The following is an 18,756-nucleotide window of genomic DNA, read 5'->3' on the forward strand; positions in this document are numbered from 1 at the left end:
GGTGCAAACACCGTGTCAACGCGTCTGCGAGATGTAATCGGTCACCATATACTTTAGAAACCCACTTTACGACGCGTCGAGGGCAATCATGCTCCAGATGTCACGGCGACAGTTCCTGAAGGTCTCCGCGAGCACGCTGGCCGGTTCGAGCCTGGTGGCAATGGGCTTCTCTCCGGCACCCGCGCTTGCCGAAGTCCGGCAGTACAAACTGTCGCGCACCACGGAAACGCGCAATACCTGCCCGTACTGCTCGGTCGGGTGCGGCATCCTGATGTACGGCCTCGGCGACAACGCCAAGAATGCAAAGGCCAGCATCATCCATATCGAAGGCGATCCGGATCATCCGGTCAATCGCGGCACGCTCTGCCCGAAAGGCGCCTCGCTCATCGACTTCATTCATAGCCCGAGCCGGCTGTCGTATCCCGAGCATCGCGCGCCGGGGTCGAACGAGTGGAAACGCATCTCGTGGGAAGAGGCGCTCGACCGCATCGCCGTGCTGCTCAAGGAAGATCGCGATGCGAACTTCGTCGAGACGACGCCCGACGGCAAGAAGGTCAATCGCTGGCTGACCTCGGGCTTTCTCGCGGCGTCGGCTGCGAGCAACGAGGTCGGCTATCTGACGCACAAGACCGTGCGCAGCTGGGGGATGCTCGCATTCGACAATCAGGCGCGTGTCTGACATGGCCCGACGGTGGCAGGTCTTGCCCCGACGTTTGGCCGTGGAGCGATGACGAACCATTGGGTCGACATCAAGAACACGGACCTGATTCTCGTGATGGGCGGCAATGCGGCCGAGGCACACCCGTGCGGCTTCAAATGGGTGACCGAGGCGAAGGCGCATCGGCGTGCGCGGCTCATCGTCGTGGATCCGCGCTTCACGCGCACGGCATCGGTCGCGGATTTCTACGCGCCGATTCGCACCGGCACGGACATCGCGTTCCTGGGCGGCGTCATCAACTATCTGCTCACGAACGACAAGATCCAGCACGAGTACGTGAAGAATTACACGGACATGTCGTTCATCGTGCGCGAGGACTTCGCGTTCAAGGACGGCCTGTTCTCCGGCTACGACGCCGAAAAGCGCAAGTACGACAAATCGAGCTGGGACTACGAGCGCGGCGAGGACGGCTACGTCAAGACCGACCCGACGTTGCAGCATCCGCGCTGCGTCTACAACCTGCTCAAGCAGCACTACGCCGCCTACACGCCCGAGATGGTGACGAAAGTCTGCGGCACGCCGACCGACAAGTTCCTCAAGGTCTGCGAGATGCTCGCGACGACCGCCGCGCCGAATCGCGCGGGCACGATCCTCTATGCGCTCGGCTGGACGCATCACTCGGTCGGCGCGCAGATGATCCGCACGGGCGCGATGGTGCAGCTTCTGCTCGGCAACATCGGCATCGCGGGCGGCGGCATGAACGCGCTGCGCGGGCATTCGAACATTCAGGGCTTGACGGACCTCGGCCTGATGTCGAACCTGCTGCCCGGCTACATGACCTTGCCGATGGAAGGCGAACAGGACTACGAGGAGTTCATCAAGAAGCGCGCGGCGCAGCCGCTGCGGCCGAATCAGCTGAGCTACTGGAAGAACTATCGTGCGTTTCACGTGAGCTTCATGAAATCGTGGTGGGGCGACAACGCGACGGCAGAAAACAACTTCGGCTTCGACTACCTGCCGAAGCTCGACAAGTCCTACGACATGCTGCAGGTCTTCGAGCTGATGGCCGCGGGCAAGATGAACGGCTATATCTGCCAGGGCTTCAATCCGCTCGCGGCGGCGCCGAACAAGGCGAAGATCGGGCTGGGCCTGTCGAAGCTGAAGTGGCTCGTCATCATGGACCCGCTCGCGACGGAAACGTCGGAGTTCTGGAAGAACCACGGCGAATTCAACGATGTCGATGCGTCGAAGATCCAGACTGAAGTCTTCCGTCTGCCGACGAGCTGTTTCGCGGAAGAGCGCGGCTCGCTCGTGAGCTCGTCGCGGGTGCTGCAATGGCACTGGCAGGGCACGACGCCCCCCGGCGAGGCGAAGAGCGACCTGGAGATCATGTCGGGCCTGTGGCTGCGCATGCGCAAGGCTTATCAGGAGAAAGGCGGCAAGTATCCCGATCCGATCCTGAAGATGACGTGGCCGTATGCGGACCCGGAGAGCCCGACGCCCGAAGAGATGGCGATGGAGTTCAACGGCCGCGCGCTCGCCGACGTCACCGATCCCGCCGATCAGACGAAAGTGCTCGCGAAACGCGGCGAGCAGTTGGCGAGCTTCGCGCAACTGCGCGACGACGGCTCGACCGCGAGCGGCTGCTGGATCTTCTGCGGCTCGTGGACCCAGGCGGGCAACCAGATGGGCCGGCGCGACAACTCGGACCCGACGGGCATCGGCCAGACGCTCGGCTGGGCGTGGGCGTGGCCGGCGAATCGCCGCGTGCTGTACAACCGCGCATCGTGCGATGTGAACGGCAAGCCGTTCGATCCGTCGAGAAAGCTCGTCGCGTGGAACGGACGCGCGTGGACGGGACCGGACATCCCCGACTTCAAGGTCGACGAGCCGCCGGACAAGGGCATGAGCCCGTTCATCATGAACCCGGAAGGCGTCGCGCGTTTCTTCGCGCGCGACGGCATGAACGAAGGGCCGTTCCCCGCGCATTACGAACCGTTCGAAACGCCGCTCGGCTACAACCCGTTCTTCCCGGACAACAAGGCCGTGACGAGCAATCCGGCCGCGCGCGTATTCGCCGACGATCGCGCCGCGTTCGGCACCGCCGACAAGTTCCCGGACACCGCGACCACCTACCGGCTCACCGAGCACTTCCACTACTGGACCAAGCACGCGCGCCTGAACGCGATCGTGCAGCCGCAGCAGTTCGTGGAGATCGGCGAGGAGCATGCGAAGGAAGTGGGCGTCGTCGCGGGAGATCGCGTGAAGGTGTCGAGCAATCGCGGGCATATCGTCGCGGTGGCGCTCGTCACAAAGCGCATCAAGCCGCTGACCGTGGAGGGCAAGAAGGTGCACACCGTCGGCCTGCCGTTGCACTGGGGCTTCAAGGGCCTCGCGCAGCCGGGCTATCTCGTCAACACTCTCACGCCTTCCGTGGGCGACGGAAACTCGCAGACACCGGAGTTCAAGTCGTTTCTCGTGAAGGTCGAGAAGGCATAAGGGGGAACGAGATGGCTCTGCAATCGCTCGATATCAAGCGACTCTCGGCGACGACCGTGCCGCAGACGCAGGTGCGCGAGCCGGTCACGGGGACGGTGGCGAAGCTCATCGACGTGTCGAAGTGCATCGGCTGCAAGGCGTGTCAGACGGCCTGCATGGAGTGGAACGACCTGCGCGACGACATCGGTCACACGACCGGCGTCTACGACAACCCGCGCGACCTCACGGAGCATTCGTGGACGGTGATGCGCTTCACCGAATACGAGAATCCGAAGGGCGACCTCGAATGGCTGATCCGCAAGGACGGCTGCATGCATTGCGAGGATCCGGGCTGTCTGAAGGCGTGTCCGTCGCCGGGCGCGATCGTGCAGTACACGAACGGCATCGTGGATTTTCACGAGGAGAACTGCATCGGTTGCGGGTACTGCATCACCGGCTGTCCGTTCAACATTCCGCGGCTCTCGAAGGAAGATCATCGCGTGTACAAGTGCACGTTGTGTTCGGACCGCGTCGCGGTCGGGCAGGAACCCGCGTGCGTGAAGACGTGTCCGACCGGCGCGATCATGTTCGGCACCAAGGTGGACATGCAGGCGCAGGCGGCGGAGCGTATCGAAGACCTGAAGGAGCGCGGCTTCGCGAACGCGGGACTATACGATCCGGCGGGCGTGGGCGGCACGCATGTGATGTACGTGCTGCATCACGCCGATCAGCCGGAGCTGTATCACGGGCTTGCGAAGGATCCGCACATCAGCCCGCTCGTGTCGATCTGGAAGGGCGTGACGAAGCCGCTCGCGATGGCGGGCATCGCGCTGGCGGCGCTCGCGGGCTTCTTCCATTACACGCGCATCGGCCCGAACGAAGTCAGCGAGGAAGACGAACTGGAAGCGCATCGCGAAGCGGAAGAGGTGCGGCGTCGGCGGGAAGGCGGACAGGAGCGCGAAGATGAAACACGATAGCGAACTGCGTGACGTGAAGGGCCATCGTCTGATCGTGCGCTATACGCCGAACGAACGCACGAACCACTGGATCACCGCGATCACGTTCGTGCTGCTCGCGCTTTCCGGGCTCGCGATGTTCCATCCGTCGATGTCATGGCTGTATGCGATTTTCGGCGGGGGGCAGTGGACGCGGATTCTGCATCCGTTCGTCGGCTGCGTGATGTTCATCTCGTTCCTGATCCTCGCGCTGCGCTTCTGGCATCACAACTATCTGGACAGGAACGACATCCAGTGGATGAAGCAGATGAACGACGTGCTCACCAATCGCGAGGATCGTCTGCCGGAAATCGGCAAATACAATGCGGGACAGAAGCTGCTGTTCTTCGTGATGGTCGCGAGCCTCGTGCTGCTGCTGCTGAGCGGGATCGTGATATGGCGCGCGTACTTCGCGTTCTATTTTCCGATCACGGTGATCCGCATCGCGTCGGTCGTGCATGCGGCGACGGCGTTCGTGCTGATCGTGTCGATCATCGTGCATATCTACGCCGCGCTGTGGGTGAAAGGGTCGATCGGCGCGATGACGCGCGGCACGGTCACGTATGGATGGGCGAGGAAGCATCATCCGCGGTGGTTCAGGGATGTGATCGGGAAGTAGAGGCCGGGATTCAGTCGAGAATGGTTTGAAGACGCGCGAGTGCATCGTTGATGACTTCGGCCGGGGCGCGTTCGATCTTCCGCGCGCCGCGGGCTTCAAGGTCGAGTGTGCGGATCATGTTGACGAGCGCAACTCCCTGCGTTTCCGTTCCCGAGCCCGACAGAGGGACCGCGAATCCGGCGAAACGCGCGAAGTTGCCGCCTTGCGTAATGGGCGCGACGAGCGCGACGCCCATCGCGTTGAACACGGCAGGCGAAAGCACGAGTGCAGGCCGGAAGTCTCCCTGTTGTTCATGTCCCAGGGCCGGATTCAGATTCACCCGCACTATGTCGCCGCGCTCGAACTTGACACGTCTTACCATGCTTCACGTCCCACCGGTTTAGTGTCGTTCCAGGCAGCCAGATCTTCGGGAAGCGGCGCCTTCGGGTCGCATTGCGCAACCAGATCCTCGAGCGAATATCTGGGACGCGCCGGCGCAAGCACGATGCCCTCGGGGCGAACTTCCACGGTCAACCTGTCGCCCAACGAGAGATGAACCTGGTCGAGCAACGTCGCAGGAAGCCGGACCGCCGCGCTGTTGCCCCATTTTTGAATCGAGAGTTCCATTTCAATCTCCGAGATGTATCTCCATTGTAGATACGTTGGCCTCGGCGGTCAACGCCAATGTATCTTCATTGTAGATACATTGGCTGACCGGGAGCAGGCAATTCGGTCAGTCTGCTCCTTCGAACAAGCTGATATCCTTGGATGGAGCGTCGAGCAACCAGAATCAGAACTCCGCGAGGAAACCTTCCGTGGTCCAACGCATAGTCGAAGCCGCGCGAATCGAATCGCTCGATCCATCGGCGATTCCGCGCTTGCGCATGCCGGAGCGCGCAACGATATTCGCCGCGCGCGCCGCGCGTCTTCTGCAACTCGCCGACGCGAGCAATCCCATCGCCGGTTATCTGCGCCTGATGGCCGCGCTCGCCGATGCCCAGCAGCGCGTGCTCACGAGCTTCAATGCGCCGATGCCTTCGCGCGCATCGATCGAACTGAACCAGCGCCATTCGATGCCGATCGTCCCCGCGCTTAGCGATGCGCGCGATCCCGCGTGGCGCGACGTGCTCTTCATGCTGCTCGACAGCATCGAGGCCGCGGGCGCGCTGACACCCGCGCTCACGCAACTCGTCGGCCGCCTGCGCGCGCTGGACGCCGCCACGCTCGACAGTCACGCCGACGCGATCCTCGCGCTGCGCTTCGCCGAGATCGATCCGGCCGCGGCGCCCTTCATCGCGGCCGCGCTGCAAGTCGTGTGGACCGATCTCGCGAGCCGCATCGACATGAACGACGTGCCGTATCTGGACACGCCCGGCGTATGTCCCGTCTGCGGTTCGGTGCCGGTGGCGAGCATCGTGCGCGTCGGCGGTGTGTACGACGGCTATCGCTACGCGCAATGCGGCCTCTGCGCGACGGAGCTTCACGTGGTCCGCGCCAAATGCACGAACTGCGATTCGACCAAGGGCATCGCGTATCACGTGATGGGCACCGGCGACGAACCCGAAAGCGAGAAATCCGCGAGGGCGAAGGGCGCGCCGCTCAAGGCGGAGTCGTGCGACGAATGCGGCACGTATCGCAAGATCGGCTATCAGGAGAAGGCCTATGATTTCGAGCCGTATGCCGACGATCTTGCGAGCCTCACGCTCGACCTCTTGATGGGCGAAGCCGGCTATCGGCGCGCGTCGCCGCATCCGTGGCTGTGGCCCGAACATTCGGAAGACGATCGATGAGCGACGTCAAAGGCGGCGAGGGCGGCGAACTGCGCGCATTGATGGCCCGCGTGCCATCGGTCGAGCGCGTGCTGGCGTCGGCGGAATTCGAGGCGGTGATCGCCGCATACGGGCGCACGCAGACGCTCGCCGCGTTGCGCGAAACGCTCGATGCATGGCGCGCCGATGCGCAGGCAGGCCGCGCATCCGTCGATGCCCTGAGCGATGCGCAACTCGCGCGCACGGTCGATGCGCGGCTCGCGAAGCGCGCGCGCAGCAACGTACGCAGCGTCTTCAATCTGACGGGCACGGTGCTGCATACGAACCTCGGCCGCGCGCTCCTGCCCGACGAGGCGGTGCGGGCGGTGGCCGAGATTCTCACGCGGCCCGCGAATCTCGAATTCGATCTCGACACGGGCGCGCGCGGCGATCGCGACGATCTCATCAACGGCCTGATCTGCGAGCTGACGGGCGCCGAAGCCGCGACGGTCGTGAACAACAACGCGGCGGCCGTGCTGCTCACGCTGTCCGCGCTCGCATCGCGCAAGGAAGTGATCGTGTCGCGCGGCGAGCTCGTCGAGATCGGCGGCGCGTTTCGCATCCCCGACATCATGAGCCGCGCGGGCGCGAAGCTGCGCGAGGTCGGCACGACGAATCGCACGCATCTGAAAGACTACGACGAAGCGATCAACGCGAAAACCGCGCTGCTGATGAAGGTCCATTGCAGCAACTACGCGGTGAGCGGCTTCACGAAGGAAGTGACGCTCGCGGAACTCGCGCCGCTCGCGAAAGCGCGCGGGCTGCCCGTCGCGATGGATCTCGGCAGCGGCACGCTCGTCGATCTCGCGCAATGGGGCTTGCCGCGCGAGGCGACGGTGCGCGAGACCGTCGCGGCGGGCGCGGATCTCGTCACCTTCAGCGGCGACAAGCTTCTCGGCGGCCCGCAGGCGGGGCTGATCGTCGGGCGGCGCGAGCTCATCGCGAAGATCAAGAAGCATCCGCTGAAGCGCGCGTTGCGCGTCGGCAAGCTGACGCTCGCGGCGCTCGAAGCGGTGTTGCGCCTGTATCGCGCGCCCGAAACGCTGGCCGAACGTCTCACGACCTTGCGCCTGCTCACGCGCCCCGCCGATGCCATGAGGCTCGCGGCCGAGCGCATCGAGCCTGCGCTGCAGGCTTTTGTCGGCGGCGAGTTCACGGTCGGCGCCGAACCGATGTTCAGCCAGATCGGCAGCGGCGCGTTGCCCGTCGATGTGTTGCCGAGCTACGGGCTCGCGGTGCGCCTCGCGAGCGGCAAGCGTCCGGGCGGCGCGCTCAACCGCATCGAGAAGCGGCTGCGCGACTTGCCGCGGCCGGTGCTCGGGCGCATCGCGGACGGCGCATTGCGGCTCGATCTGCGCTGTCTCGAAGAAGCCGATGAAGCCGCGTTCGTCGCGCAACTGGAAGCACGCGAATGATCGTCGGCACGGCGGGGCATATCGACCACGGCAAGACCACGCTCGTGCGCGCGTTGTCGGGCGTGGACACCGATCGGCTGAAGGAAGAGAAGGCGCGCGGCATCTCGATCGAACTGGGTTACGCGTACGTGCCTTTGAACGACGGCGGCGTGCTCGGCTTCATCGACGTGCCCGGACACGAGAAGCTCGTGCACACGATGGCGGCGGGCGCGTGCGGCATCGACTTCGCCTTGCTCGTGATCGCCGCCGACGATGGCGTGATGCCGCAAACACGCGAGCATCTCGCGATACTCGAACTGCTCGGCGTGACGCGCGGCGCGGTCGCGGTGACCAAATGCGATCGCGTGGAGGCATCGCGCGTGCGCGAGGTGCATGCGCAAATCGAAGCGCTGCTCGCGGACGGCCCGTTGCGCGGCGCACCGTTGTTCGACACCGATGCAACCAGAGCCGGCGATGCAGGCGTCGCCGAACTGGACGCGCATCTTCGCGATGCCGCCGCGCACTGGCGCACGCGTCGCGACGACGGCTTTTTCCGGCTCGCGGTCGATCGCGTGTTCACGTTGACGGGACAAGGCACGATCGCGACGGGCACGGTCTTCGCGGGCCGCGCGAACGTCGGCGACATGCTGGCGCTCGCGCCGCGCGAACCGTCCGGTGCGCCCGTGCGCGTGCGCAGCATTCACGCGCAGAACCGCGCGGCGCAGACGGGTGGAGCAGGCGAGCGCTGCGCGCTCAATCTCGCGGGCATCGACAAGGATGCGCTCGCGCGTGGCGACTGGATCGTCGATACGCGGCTCGCGCGAGCATCCGAACGGCTCGACGTCGAACTGACCTTGCTCGCGGACGCGCAGCTCACGCTCACGCATTGGGCGCCCTTGCATGTGCATCTCGGCACGACGCATCGCGTCGCGCATGTCGCGCTGCTCGAAGCCGACACGCTGGCATCGGGGCACACCGCGCGCGTGCAGCTCGTCTTCGATCAAGCCGTTTGCGCGCTGCCCGGCGACCGCTTCATCGTGCGCAATGCGCAGGCGAACCGGACGGTCGGCGGCGGCCGCGTGCTCGATCCGTTCGCGCCCGCCCGCAAGCGCCGCACGCCGCAACGCCGCGCATGGCTCGATGCGCTCGTCGCGATGCTGGACACGGGCCGCGTCGATGCGCTCTTCGAAGAAGCGCCGTATGGCTTGTCGCGCTCGCTGATCGAGCATCTGCGCGGACGATCGATATCGCCGGAAGGCCTGCGCGCCGTTTCCACGCACGAGGACACGCTTTACATTGCAGCGCGCCATTGGGACGCCATGAAAGCGCGTCTCATCGATGCGCTCGCCGCATTCCACGAACGCTTTCCCGATGAACAGGGCCCCGACGCCGCACGCCTGCGCCGCATGGCCGCGCCGCTCGCGCCCGATGCGCTGTGGCGCGCGCTCGTCGACGATGCGGTGACGAGCGGATCGATTGCGAGAAGCGGGCCGTGGCTGCATCTGCCATCGCACTCGGTGACGCTCGACGAACGGGAAGAAACGCTGGCGCGCGCGGTGCTCGCATCGCTCGAAGAAGGGCGTTTCGAGCCGCCGTGGGTGCGCGATCTCGCCCGCGCGCACGGCATCGGCGAGGACGAGATGCGCAGGCTCCTCAAAAAGCTCGCACGGCGCGGCGACGTGTATCAGGTCGTGCGCGATCTGTTCTACTGCCGCGCGTCGATCGGCGCGCTGGCGGAACTCGTCGCACAGCAGGCGCAAACGCAGGGCGGCGCGATCGGCGCGGCCGCTTTCCGCGATGCGAGTGCGCTCGGCCGCAAACGCGCGATACAGATTTTGGAGTTCTTCGACCGGGTTGGGTACACTCGATTCCACCGCGACCTTCACCTGTTGCGCGGCGATAGCCGCTGGCAAGAGTCCGTCTGACGATTGCGCATTAGCGCATTCGCCTGTCGATCACGATGGAGCATTCCTACTTCAAGCTGTTGCACCTCTTGTCGGGCCACCCGGAGTGGGCGCTCGCGGTGGTGCTGCTCGCGTCGTTTCTCGAATCGGTCGCGTTCATCGGCACCTTCGTGCCGGGCAGCACCGCGATGTTCATCGCCGGTGCGCTCGTCGGCGCGGGCGCGCTGAATCTCGGCTGGGTATTCGTCTGCGCGATCGCGGGCGCCATCGCCGGCGACGCCGCGAGTTTCTGGTTCGGCCAGCACTATGCGGACAGGATCGCGCAGATGTGGCCGTTTCGCGCGCATCCGGGCGCGCTCGTCGCCGGCAAAAAATATTTCGATGCGCACGGCGCGAAGAGCGTCGTGCTCGCGCGCTTCGTTGCGCCGATGCGCGCCGTCGTGCCCGTCGTCGCGGGCGTCGCGGGCATGACGCCCGCGCGGTTCCTCGTCGTCAACATTCTGAGCGCGCTCATCTGGGCGCCGACGCATATCCTGCCGGGCGTCGTGTTCGGCGCGTCGATCGAGCTGGCGGGCGCGGTGTCGATCCGGCTCGTCGTGATCCTCATCATCGTCACCGCGCTCTGCTGGATCGTGTTCAATCTCACGCGGCTGATCGTGTCGCACGCGATGCGCTGGACCATCGCGTCGCGCGAGGCGCTGCTCGCGTGGGCGCAGACGGGCGACGGCCTGCCGGCGCGGCTCGTGTCGCGCGCGCTCGATCCGGGCAATCCGGCGACCGGCCTCATCGTGACGATCTCGGTGCTGCTGCTCGCCTCCGCGATCCTCTTTTTCTCGGTGCTCGCGAATGTCGCGCGCGGCGCATCGATCGTGCAGGTCGATGTGTCGATCTATCGGCTGCTGCAATCGTTCCGCTCGACCTGGGCCGATTCGATCCTCGACGGCGCGGCGACCCTCGGCAGCACGCAAACGCTGCTCGCGCTCGGCGCGATGGTCATCGTATGGATGAGCTTCGAGCGGCGCTGGCGCACGGTCGCATACTGGGTCGTCGCGGTGGCGTTTTCGCAGTTGCTCGTCGCGGCGATCCGCTTCACCGCGCACGAGCCGGTGCCGGTTTCCTTCGCGCCGACGGAGCACAGCTTCCCGAGCAGCCATGTGGCGGCGACCGTCGTGATCTACGGCTTTCTCGCGTTTTTGCTGCTGCGGCGCGTGGGCCTGCTGACGGGCGTATTCATCGCGACGGCGACATCGGCCATCGTCACGGCGGTCGGCCTCGCGGGGCTGTATTTCGGCCGTTTCACCATCTCCGATGCGCTCGGCAGCGCGGCGCTCGCGGCCGCGTGGGTCTTTCTGATCGCGCTCACGGCCGTATGGCGCAACCCCGGCAAGCCGAAACCGCGGCCCCTGATGCCGATCGCCGTGCTGGCCGTGATCTGCGCGAGCGTCGCGCTGCAACTGAGCGACGACACGGAGGCGCACAGCGCCGCGCCTTCGACCGTCGTCATCACGCCGATACAGTGGACCGATACCGTGTGGCGCACGTTTTCGTGCTATCGGGCGAACATGGAGGGCGATCGTCGCGAGCCGATCACCGTGCAATGGGCGGCGACGCCCGAGCAGATTCGCGCGCAGTTGATGTCGCGCGGCTGGACGGAGGTATCGCATGTAAGCTTGAAGAGCGTGATGTCGGTGGTGTTGCCGAATGCGCCCGCGATCGAATTGCCCGCGTTGCCGCGCCTGAATAACGGCGAGCCGTCGAAGCTCGTGTTCGCGCGCTCGTCCCGTGGCGCGGACGAGCGCGATGTGCTGCGCTTCTGGCCGACGCATTACGAAGTGCGGCAGGGCGCGGGCGCGCCGCCTGCGCCGATCTGGCTCGGTTCGGTCGTGCACGAGCGCCTGCGGCGTCCGTCGTGGCCGTTCAACGTGCTGAGACCGGACCGGCGCGTCGATCCGATGGCCTTCGATCAGGGCGAGGCATCGCCTTGGCGCGGCATCGAAATTGCGAGTAGTGCGGGATGTGGAAGCGTGCCGGTGATGCTCGTCGAGTCGAGGTCCGAATGAGGTTTCGATTGATGCGTCGCAGGTCATCGAGAGGTGCCGATTGATCCAGATTCCGCCGTCGGCGATCGTGCAATGGGGCAGCGCGGCCGTGTTCGCGAATGTCCTCTTGACGCGTCTTGGCGTGCCGCTGCCCTCCGCGCCGTTGCTCGTGTTCGCGGGCTCGGCCGTGGCGAGCGGACGATTGTCCTTCGGGCACGTGCTGTTCGCCGCGCTGTGCGGCGCACTGCTCGGCGACAGCGTGTGGTTCTCGGCGGGGCGCATCTACGGGCGGCGGCTCGTCGCGGCGCTGTCGAGACGATCGTATGCGGTCGATAGCGGCATGCGCACGACGGGCGAGTTGTTCGAGCGGCACGGCGCGCCGATCGTCGCGGTATCGAAGTTCGTGCCTGGGCTCGGGCTCGTCACGCCGCCGCTGATGGGCACGACGCAGATCGCGGTGCTCGCGTTCTTCTTCTGGGATACGGCGGGAATCGTCGCGTGGGCGTCGTTCTGGCTCTTGGGCGGCGCGCTTTTCGAGCATCAATTGCATCTCGCCGTGCTCGCGCTCGAATCGCATGGCGCGACGGTCGTGGATGTGCTCGTGGCGGCGGCGTTGCTGTATTGCATTTATCGATTGATGCGGCGGAGACAGCCGCGTGCGCACCCGCATCCCGACGATAGCGGCGGGTGACGACGCGCCGTTATAATCGGACGCCCGGACGGATTCTCGCCGTGGGTCAGGGAAGGCATCCGTATCCGGTGGTGCGGCCGGGCTTCAAACCCGGTAGGGGGTGTCAGACACTCTCTGGTCAGTTCGACTCTGGCTGCCTTCCGCCAGTTGGTCTTCTTGAGAAGCCGCGTCATGCCGCCGTTCGGCCACCGTTCACGCGCAGCACTTCCCCCGTCATGAAACTGGCCGACGCCACATACACGATCGCATCGGCGATTTCCTCCGGGGTGCCCGCGCGCCTGAGCGGCACCGTGTCGAGAAACGCGGCCTTGCGCTCCGGTGTCTGCGTGAGCCGGTCGAGCATCGGCGTTTGCACGGGTCCGGGCGCGACGGCGTTGACGCGCACGCCGAAAGCGGCGGCTTCCAGCGCCCCGGACTTCGTCAGCCCTTCGACTGCGTGCTTGCTCGCGACGTAGAGCGATGCGCCCGCCGCGCCGCGCGCGCCCATCGTCGAGGACACGTTGACGATGCTGCCGCCGCGTTGCGCCGACATCACGCGCAACTCATGCTTCATCGCGAGCAAGGTGCCGAGCACGTTCGTCTCGAACACGGCTGCGTAGCGCGCGGCCGTCTGCTCGACGATGGGCATCGACTCGCCTTCGATGCCCGCCGCGTTCACCGCGATATCCAGGCTTCCGAAGCGCGCGACCGCATAATCGACGAGCGCCTGCACGTCCTCTTCGATACGCACATCGGCCTCGATGAACTCCGCTTGCGCGCCGAGCGAGCGCAGCGTGTCGGCGAGCGCGTGACCTTCGTCCACGCGCCGGCCCGAAATCACGACGTTGGCGTTCGAGCGCGCGAAGGCGAGCGCGCTCGCGCGGCCGATGCCACTCAACGCGCCGGTGACGAGTACTACTTTCTGGTCGTTCATGCCGGTTCCTTATGCATGTTCTTCGATCGAATCGACGCGATCGGTGTAGAACGCGAGGTGCTCGCGGATCGGCTCGACCGCGGGATAGGGCGCTTCGTAAGTCCAGACCGCATTGACGGCGCGCTCGCCTCCCGAGGCGATCGAAAAGTACGCGGCATCGCCCTTGTACGGGCAGTAGGTCGCGTGGTCCGTGCGTTCGAGCTGGGCCATATCGACATCCTTTCTCGGGATGTAGAACACAGGCGGATAATGCGCTTCGCGCAGCGTCAGCGCATCGCGCGTATCGGCGACGATGCGCCCCGCGATGGTAACCACGACGCGCGAAGTATTGCGCTCGATCGTGATCGGATGATCGGGTCCGGGAATCTTCACGGTTCGCGCCGTGTTCGTGATGGTAGTTGTGGACATGGTGAGGCTCCTGAATTAGTTCGGATAACGAATAATACTTAGAGTTTCGATCCGCCGTCGACACGCAGCGTATCGCCTGTGATCCAGCGCGCCTTGTCGGACGCGAGGAAGCTCACCGCGCCGGCGATGTCCTCAGGTTGCGCAATGCGCTTCAGCGCCTGAAGGCTCAGCGTGTAGTCGCGGCCTTCGTCGGTGCTTGCGAAGCTCGACATGTCGGTCGCGACGACGCCGGGCGCGACGGCGTTCACCCGCACGCCACGCTCGCCGAGCGCGGACGCGAAGTGCCGCACGAGCGTATCGACCGCGCCCTTCGTCGCTGCGTACGCGGCCAGCTCGCCGACCGACGCGCGCGACGCCAGCGACGAAAGCAGCACGACGCTGCTGCCGTCGGTCAGCATCGGCAGAAGCTGCTGCACGAGAAAGAACGGCGCGCGTACGTTGACGGCGAAGAGCGCGTCGAAGTCTTCGACCGTCGTATCTTCGATGCTCGCGGCTTTCGCGATGCCCGCGTTCGCGACGAGCACGTCCAGCCGTCCACCGACCACGGCGCGCACCTGACTGGCGAGCGTATGCGGACCGTCGGCGCTGCGCAGATCGGCGGCGACTTTCTGCGCGTGTCCGCCGCTCGCGATGATTTCAGCGACGGTCGAATCGGCGGCCGCCTCGTTGCTGCTGTAATGCACGAGCACGCGTGCACCGGCGCGGCCCAGCGCGAGCGCGATGGCGCGGCCGATGCCACGGGATGCGCCCGTGACGAGCGCGGTTTTTCCATTGAGGTCATTCATGACGAGACTCCTTTCTTCGCATGAAGGGATAGAGGGCGATAACTTCGGCGTATGGCTGAAGAACCGCTTTGCTGAAATCGACAGCGCCGAATGCGACTGCTGATGAGCAATCTAGCCCTCGCTTGCGCAAAGAAAAAAGACTTTGTAGGCTGGCGGGTATGCCTCGAAAGCATGGCCCGCGAATTGGACAGAACAGGAGGGACGATGGAGCTGCGCCATCTGCGTTATTTCGTTGCCGTCGCGGAAACGGGCAGCCTCACGGTCGCCGCCGAGCAGCGGCTGTTCACGTCGCAGCCATCGCTCAGCCGGCAGATTCGCGATCTCGAGGACGAAGTGCGGGCGGAACTATTCAGCCGCAGTGCGCGCGGCGTCGAGCTGACGGCATCCGGCAAGGCGTTTCTCGACCATGCACGGCTCGCGCTGGCCCAGGTCGACGCGGCCGTCGAGGCGGCGCGCCGCGCAGCGAGCCCCGCCAAACAGGTGTTCGCACTCGGCTTTCTGACCGGGCAGGAAATGACGTGGCTGCCTCGCGCGATGCAGGTATTGCGCGACGAGTTGCCGAACATCGACGTGACGGTATCGAGCGGCTACTCGCCCGATCTCGCCGACGCCGTGGCGCGCGGCAAGCTCGACCTTGCGTTCGTGCGCAGGGAGCCGGGGCTGGACCTCGAATATCACGTGATCCATCGCGAGAAACTCGTCGTGCTGATGCCGAGCGATCACAGGCTGACGGCGAAAAGCGCCATCGGGCCGTCGGATTTGCGGGGCGAGACCTTCGTCATGGCGTCGAACAAGGCGCGTGTCCTGCACGACGTCGTCGCGCAATATTTGCGGGAAAACGGCATCGATCCGAAGCCCGAGCATGGCGTCGACAATCTCGCGATGGCCATGTCGCTCGTCGCATCGACGCGCGGGGTTTCGCTGATGCCCGAGTACGCGAACAATCTGCTGCCGTGGTCGGTAGTGAGCCGGCCGCTGGAAGGCGAAGCGCCCACCGTCGATCTTGCGCTCGGCTACAGCCGTTCGAATGCATCGCCGGTGCTGAAAATGTTTTTATCCAGAGCGGATGAACTGACCGCCGCAAACTGAGCGACCCGCGCCGGAGCGCCGCGGCTTAAGGGAAAAGTGCGTATAAAATGGCTGATTGTGAGAATAAAATTTCCAGGCGGTCGGTGGTTCGCGTGGTTGAACACATCGTTGCACCACGGGACTTTTCTTTTTCGGTGACGGCCGCGCCGGAAAGGCGATAATGGCTCATCGAGCAAATACATACTGGACAGGGACGCAGGCTCCGCTGACGGAGAAATACGTCGGCCAACGGTCCTTGTACGGTTCAACATGGATCATCAATGTCCAATAGTCTTCCCGGTATTCAAGGCGATTTTCTGAACGCACTCAGGAAAGAGCGCAAACGCGTCGCGATCTTTCTGGTCAACGGAATCAAGCTGACCGGCCATATTCAGTCGTTCGATACCTACATGGTCTACCTCAACTCGACCAGTGGATCGCAGGTGCTTTTCAAACACGCGATCTCGACGATCTGCGAGGATCACGGCCCGGCCGGCCGGCCGAATTTTCACGACAAATCCGGCCCGCGTGACAATTCAACGCGTCCCGGCGCTGGCGGCAGACCGAATCGGACTCGCGGACCGCAGTAAGTGCCCGTGTCACTCGCGCGGCGGCAGTAACGCTGAAAGCAGCCGCCGCAACTCCGCGCTTTCCCGCGCGGTCAACCTCGTCGTGAGGATGCGCTCGACCTCTTCGACACGCGGGCGCAACGCGGCCAGTTGCTTCTTGCCGGCCGCCGTGAGAAAGAGCACATAACTGCGCTTGTCGACGGGATCGTCGGAGCGCTCGACGAGGCCGTTGCGGACCATCCGCGCGACCAGATCGGCGATGGTCGAACGGTCCACGTCGAGTTCATCGCCGAGTTGCCGCTGGTTGACGCCGGGCGTCCTGTGCAGGATCTCGAGCGCCGCGTACTGGACGCTCGTGATTTCGGCGGAGACTTCGCTGAGCCACACCGCCACGTGGCGCTGCTGGGCGCGGCGCACGAGGCTGCCCGTGAATGTCGGGCGCACTTCGGGCTCGTTTTTATTGATCGGCAATTTCGCAGTGTCGGAGTGGGTTAGTGCGTGCGGAATATCGGCCGGAAGAACGCGGCCAGTTCCTCGTAGGCATCGAGCGGAAGAACGTGGGCGACGTATTGATCCGGACGGACCACCACGAGTGCGCCCCGTTCGCGATCGACGGCGCGCTCGCCGAAGATATCAGTCGCTGCGTCGTTCGTAAATGCCTTCTCGTAGTCAATGAGACCGTAGCGTCCCTTGCGCGGAAGCAGAAGCGCAGGCAGGTCTTCGACACGCACATCGCGATGAGGCCGCTGCAGCACCGCGCGGAAATCGAGCACGCTGTCGATGTCGGCATTCTCTGGCGTGACGCGCCGCAAGACGGAATCGGGCGACGTGGCGAGATGCTGGCAGAGTGCATCGAGCGCGGTGCCTTTCGCATCCGAGAACGCGTACAGACGCCAGCGGCCATCGGCGCGGGCCGCGTGTCCGAGATGGGCGGGCTTTGCATCCGCGATACGAACCACCGGCGACGAGTGAAAGCGCGTCCCGATCACGAAGCCTTCGGCGAGCGCCTGATGCGTCGTTTCGCCCGTCAGCACGCCGGGCCGGTAATGCGTCGCGAGGCCGGCCGTATATCGGCCCGCACGTACGAAATACGCCTGAAGCTCCGCAGGATCGACGCCGCCCGCTTCCGGCCGATTCGGATCCTTCGGCGGCGCGGCCATCATCGCGGACCATTCCTTGTCGAAATCGATCAACGCCTTCGCGATGGGCTGACGCTCATCCGAATACGTGCGCAACAAGTCCGCGTCACTGCGGCCCTGCAAGACCGCGCCGAGTTTCCAGCCGAGATTGAAGCCGTCCTGCATCGATACGTTCATGCCCTGGCCGGCTTTCGCGCTATGCGTGTGGCAGGCGTCGCCTGCGATGAACACGCGCGGATCGCGAGTTGTTCCATCGGCCATGAGCGCATCGTCGAAGCGGTCGGTCAGACGCTGGCCCACTTCGTAGACAGAGAACCACGCGACTTCTTTCACGTCGAGCGAATACGGATGCAGGATGTGCTGCGCCGTTTCGATGATGCGATCGACGGAAATCTGCTTGATGCCGTCACGGTTCTCCGGCGTGACCTCGCCGAGATCGACATAGAAGCGAACCAGATAGCCGCCTTCGCGCGGAATGATGAGCAGATTGCCCTTGCTCGCGGACTGGATCGCCGCCTTCAGCCGGATGTCCGGGAAGTCGGTGACGGCGAGCGCATCCATGACGCCCCACGCATGGTTGGCCGCATCGCCGCGCAGCGTTTGTCCGATGGCCGTGCGCACGGCGCTGCGGGCGCCATCGCAACCGACGACATAACGCGCACGCACCGTCACCTGCTCGCCGAGCCGCGCTGCATCGGTGCGGCGCAACGTGACGCGCACCGGAAATTCGTGAGCATCGTCGCGTTGAATGTCGATGGCTTCGAGATCGTAATCCGGCTCGATCCGCTCGGGCGAGCGACGCATCACATCGAGGAGATAGTCCTGCACACGCGCCTGGTTGACGATCACGTGCGGAAACTCGGACATGCCTGTTTCGGTATCCTGAACACGACCGGTACGCTTGATTGCATCGCGATCATGCGCGTCGGGCCTCCAGAAGACTGTCTCGTTGACCCAATAGGCCTCGCGCAAAAGGCGATCGCTGAGTCCGAATGCATTGAACATCTCGACGGTGCGGCACGCGACGCCATCCGCCTGTCCCATCAGCAACGGACCGCCGCGACGTTCGACGATGCGCGTCCTGATCGACGGAAATTGCGACAGTTGCGCCGCCAGCACGAGTCCCGCAGGACCGCTTCCAACAATGAGCACGTCGACTGTCTCGGGCATCTCGACGCGCGGCGCGCCCTCGGCCGCCGGTTCGATCGTGGGATCGCCGACGCGGAAACCGTTCAGATGAAATTGCATGGTGTCTTCCTCCATTCCTCAGCACGTCTGTGTGTGATGAGAAATATACTCCGTACACCAA

At 64.8% G+C, this 18,756-nt stretch carries 17 protein-coding genes and 1 tRNA gene; 11 read left to right on the forward strand and 7 right to left on the reverse strand.

The annotated features are described in order from the left end of the window. Positions 1-88 precede the first annotated feature (88 nt). From fdnG to ACEN42_RS16570, 3 genes are read left to right on the forward strand one after another with little or no spacing between them, the layout of a single operon-like run. Positions 89-3,157 (forward strand): formate dehydrogenase-N subunit alpha, encoded by a 3,069-nt coding sequence (gene fdnG, locus ACEN42_RS16560; RefSeq protein ID WP_238213238.1) that lies wholly within the window; start codon positions 89-91, stop codon positions 3,155-3,157. 11 nt (positions 3,158-3,168) lie between these two features. After that, positions 3,169-4,113 carry a formate dehydrogenase subunit beta gene (gene fdxH / locus ACEN42_RS16565; RefSeq protein ID WP_238293365.1) on the forward strand — a complete coding sequence of 315 codons (945 nt, stop codon included), beginning with the start codon at positions 3,169-3,171 and terminating at the stop codon, positions 4,111-4,113. Further along, the gene (locus tag ACEN42_RS16570; RefSeq protein ID WP_035509275.1) at positions 4,100-4,750 is read left to right on the forward strand and encodes a formate dehydrogenase subunit gamma; all 651 of its coding nucleotides are present in this window, start codon (positions 4,100-4,102) and stop codon (positions 4,748-4,750) included. Before fdxH ends, ACEN42_RS16570 begins: the two co-directional genes overlap by 14 nt. Before the next feature lie 10 nt (positions 4,751-4,760). On the opposite strand, the gene ACEN42_RS16575 is transcribed toward ACEN42_RS16570, so the two are convergent. Both ACEN42_RS16575 and ACEN42_RS16580 read right to left on the reverse strand, forming a co-directional pair. Next, positions 4,761-5,111, reverse strand: coding sequence for a type II toxin-antitoxin system ChpB family toxin (locus ACEN42_RS16575; RefSeq protein WP_035509273.1), 351 nt, complete (start codon positions 5,109-5,111; stop codon positions 4,761-4,763). Beyond that, positions 5,105-5,356 (reverse strand): AbrB/MazE/SpoVT family DNA-binding domain-containing protein, encoded by a 252-nt coding sequence (locus ACEN42_RS16580; protein WP_371881866.1) that lies wholly within the window; start codon positions 5,354-5,356, stop codon positions 5,105-5,107. The genes ACEN42_RS16575 and ACEN42_RS16580 overlap by 7 nt, the downstream gene beginning before the upstream one ends. A 188-nt stretch (positions 5,357-5,544) precedes the next feature. Here ACEN42_RS16580 and fdhE point away from each other — a divergent pair, with 188 nt between their 5' ends. From fdhE to ACEN42_RS16610, 6 genes are all read left to right on the forward strand, one after another. Beyond that, on the forward strand, positions 5,545-6,519 hold the full coding sequence (gene fdhE / locus ACEN42_RS16585) for a formate dehydrogenase accessory protein FdhE (protein WP_371881867.1): 975 nt from the start codon (positions 5,545-5,547) through the stop codon (positions 6,517-6,519). After that, positions 6,516-7,952 carry an L-seryl-tRNA(Sec) selenium transferase gene (gene selA / locus ACEN42_RS16590; RefSeq protein ID WP_371881868.1) on the forward strand — a complete coding sequence of 479 codons (1,437 nt, stop codon included), beginning with the start codon at positions 6,516-6,518 and terminating at the stop codon, positions 7,950-7,952. Before fdhE ends, selA begins: the two co-directional genes overlap by 4 nt. Continuing rightward, positions 7,949-9,856, forward strand: a complete 1,908-nt coding sequence (gene selB / locus ACEN42_RS16595; protein WP_371881869.1) for a selenocysteine-specific translation elongation factor — start codon at positions 7,949-7,951, stop codon at positions 9,854-9,856. The genes selA and selB overlap by 4 nt, the downstream gene beginning before the upstream one ends. A 35-nt stretch (positions 9,857-9,891) precedes the next feature. Beyond that, complete coding sequence (locus ACEN42_RS16600; protein WP_371881870.1) at positions 9,892-11,895, forward strand: VTT domain-containing protein; 2,004 nt, start codon at positions 9,892-9,894, stop codon at positions 11,893-11,895. A 40-nt stretch (positions 11,896-11,935) separates the two neighbouring features. Continuing rightward, positions 11,936-12,565, forward strand: a complete 630-nt coding sequence (locus tag ACEN42_RS16605) for a DedA family protein (RefSeq protein WP_371881871.1) — start codon at positions 11,936-11,938, stop codon at positions 12,563-12,565. Between the two features lie 50 nt (positions 12,566-12,615). Further along, positions 12,616-12,711 (forward strand) — tRNA-Sec (locus tag ACEN42_RS16610). A 23-nt stretch (positions 12,712-12,734) separates the two neighbouring features. On the opposite strand, the gene ACEN42_RS16615 is transcribed toward ACEN42_RS16610, so the two are convergent. From ACEN42_RS16615 to ACEN42_RS16625, 3 genes are read right to left on the reverse strand one after another with little or no spacing between them, the layout of a single operon-like run. After that, the gene (locus ACEN42_RS16615) at positions 12,735-13,478 is read right to left on the reverse strand and encodes an SDR family NAD(P)-dependent oxidoreductase (RefSeq protein ID WP_371881872.1); all 744 of its coding nucleotides are present in this window, start codon (positions 13,476-13,478) and stop codon (positions 12,735-12,737) included. Between the two features lie 9 nt (positions 13,479-13,487). After that, a complete protein-coding gene (locus tag ACEN42_RS16620; protein WP_371881873.1) occupies positions 13,488-13,886 on the reverse strand; it encodes a DUF427 domain-containing protein in 399 nt (132 codons plus the stop codon). Between the two features lie 38 nt (positions 13,887-13,924). After that, positions 13,925-14,671 (reverse strand): SDR family NAD(P)-dependent oxidoreductase, encoded by a 747-nt coding sequence (locus ACEN42_RS16625; RefSeq protein WP_371881874.1) that lies wholly within the window; start codon positions 14,669-14,671, stop codon positions 13,925-13,927. 204 nt (positions 14,672-14,875) lie between these two features. Here ACEN42_RS16625 and ACEN42_RS16630 point away from each other — a divergent pair, with 204 nt between their 5' ends. Further along, positions 14,876-15,760 (forward strand): LysR family transcriptional regulator, encoded by an 885-nt coding sequence (locus tag ACEN42_RS16630; protein ID WP_238213248.1) that lies wholly within the window; start codon positions 14,876-14,878, stop codon positions 15,758-15,760. A gap of 260 nt (positions 15,761-16,020) precedes the next feature. After that, positions 16,021-16,329 (forward strand): RNA chaperone Hfq, encoded by a 309-nt coding sequence (hfq, locus tag ACEN42_RS16635; RefSeq protein ID WP_051627102.1) that lies wholly within the window; start codon positions 16,021-16,023, stop codon positions 16,327-16,329. Positions 16,330-16,338: 9 nt separating this feature from the next. On the opposite strand, the gene ACEN42_RS16640 is transcribed toward hfq, so the two are convergent. Next, positions 16,339-16,779, reverse strand: coding sequence for a MarR family transcriptional regulator (locus tag ACEN42_RS16640; protein ID WP_309884993.1), 441 nt, complete (start codon positions 16,777-16,779; stop codon positions 16,339-16,341). 20 nt (positions 16,780-16,799) lie between these two features. After that, positions 16,800-18,695, reverse strand: coding sequence for an FAD-binding monooxygenase (locus ACEN42_RS16645; protein WP_371881875.1), 1,896 nt, complete (start codon positions 18,693-18,695; stop codon positions 16,800-16,802). Between the last annotated feature and the right edge of the window lie 61 nt (positions 18,696-18,756).

Source organism: Caballeronia sp. S22 (assembly GCF_964261745.1).
Taxonomy (GTDB): domain Bacteria; phylum Pseudomonadota; class Gammaproteobacteria; order Burkholderiales; family Burkholderiaceae; genus Caballeronia; species Caballeronia jiangsuensis.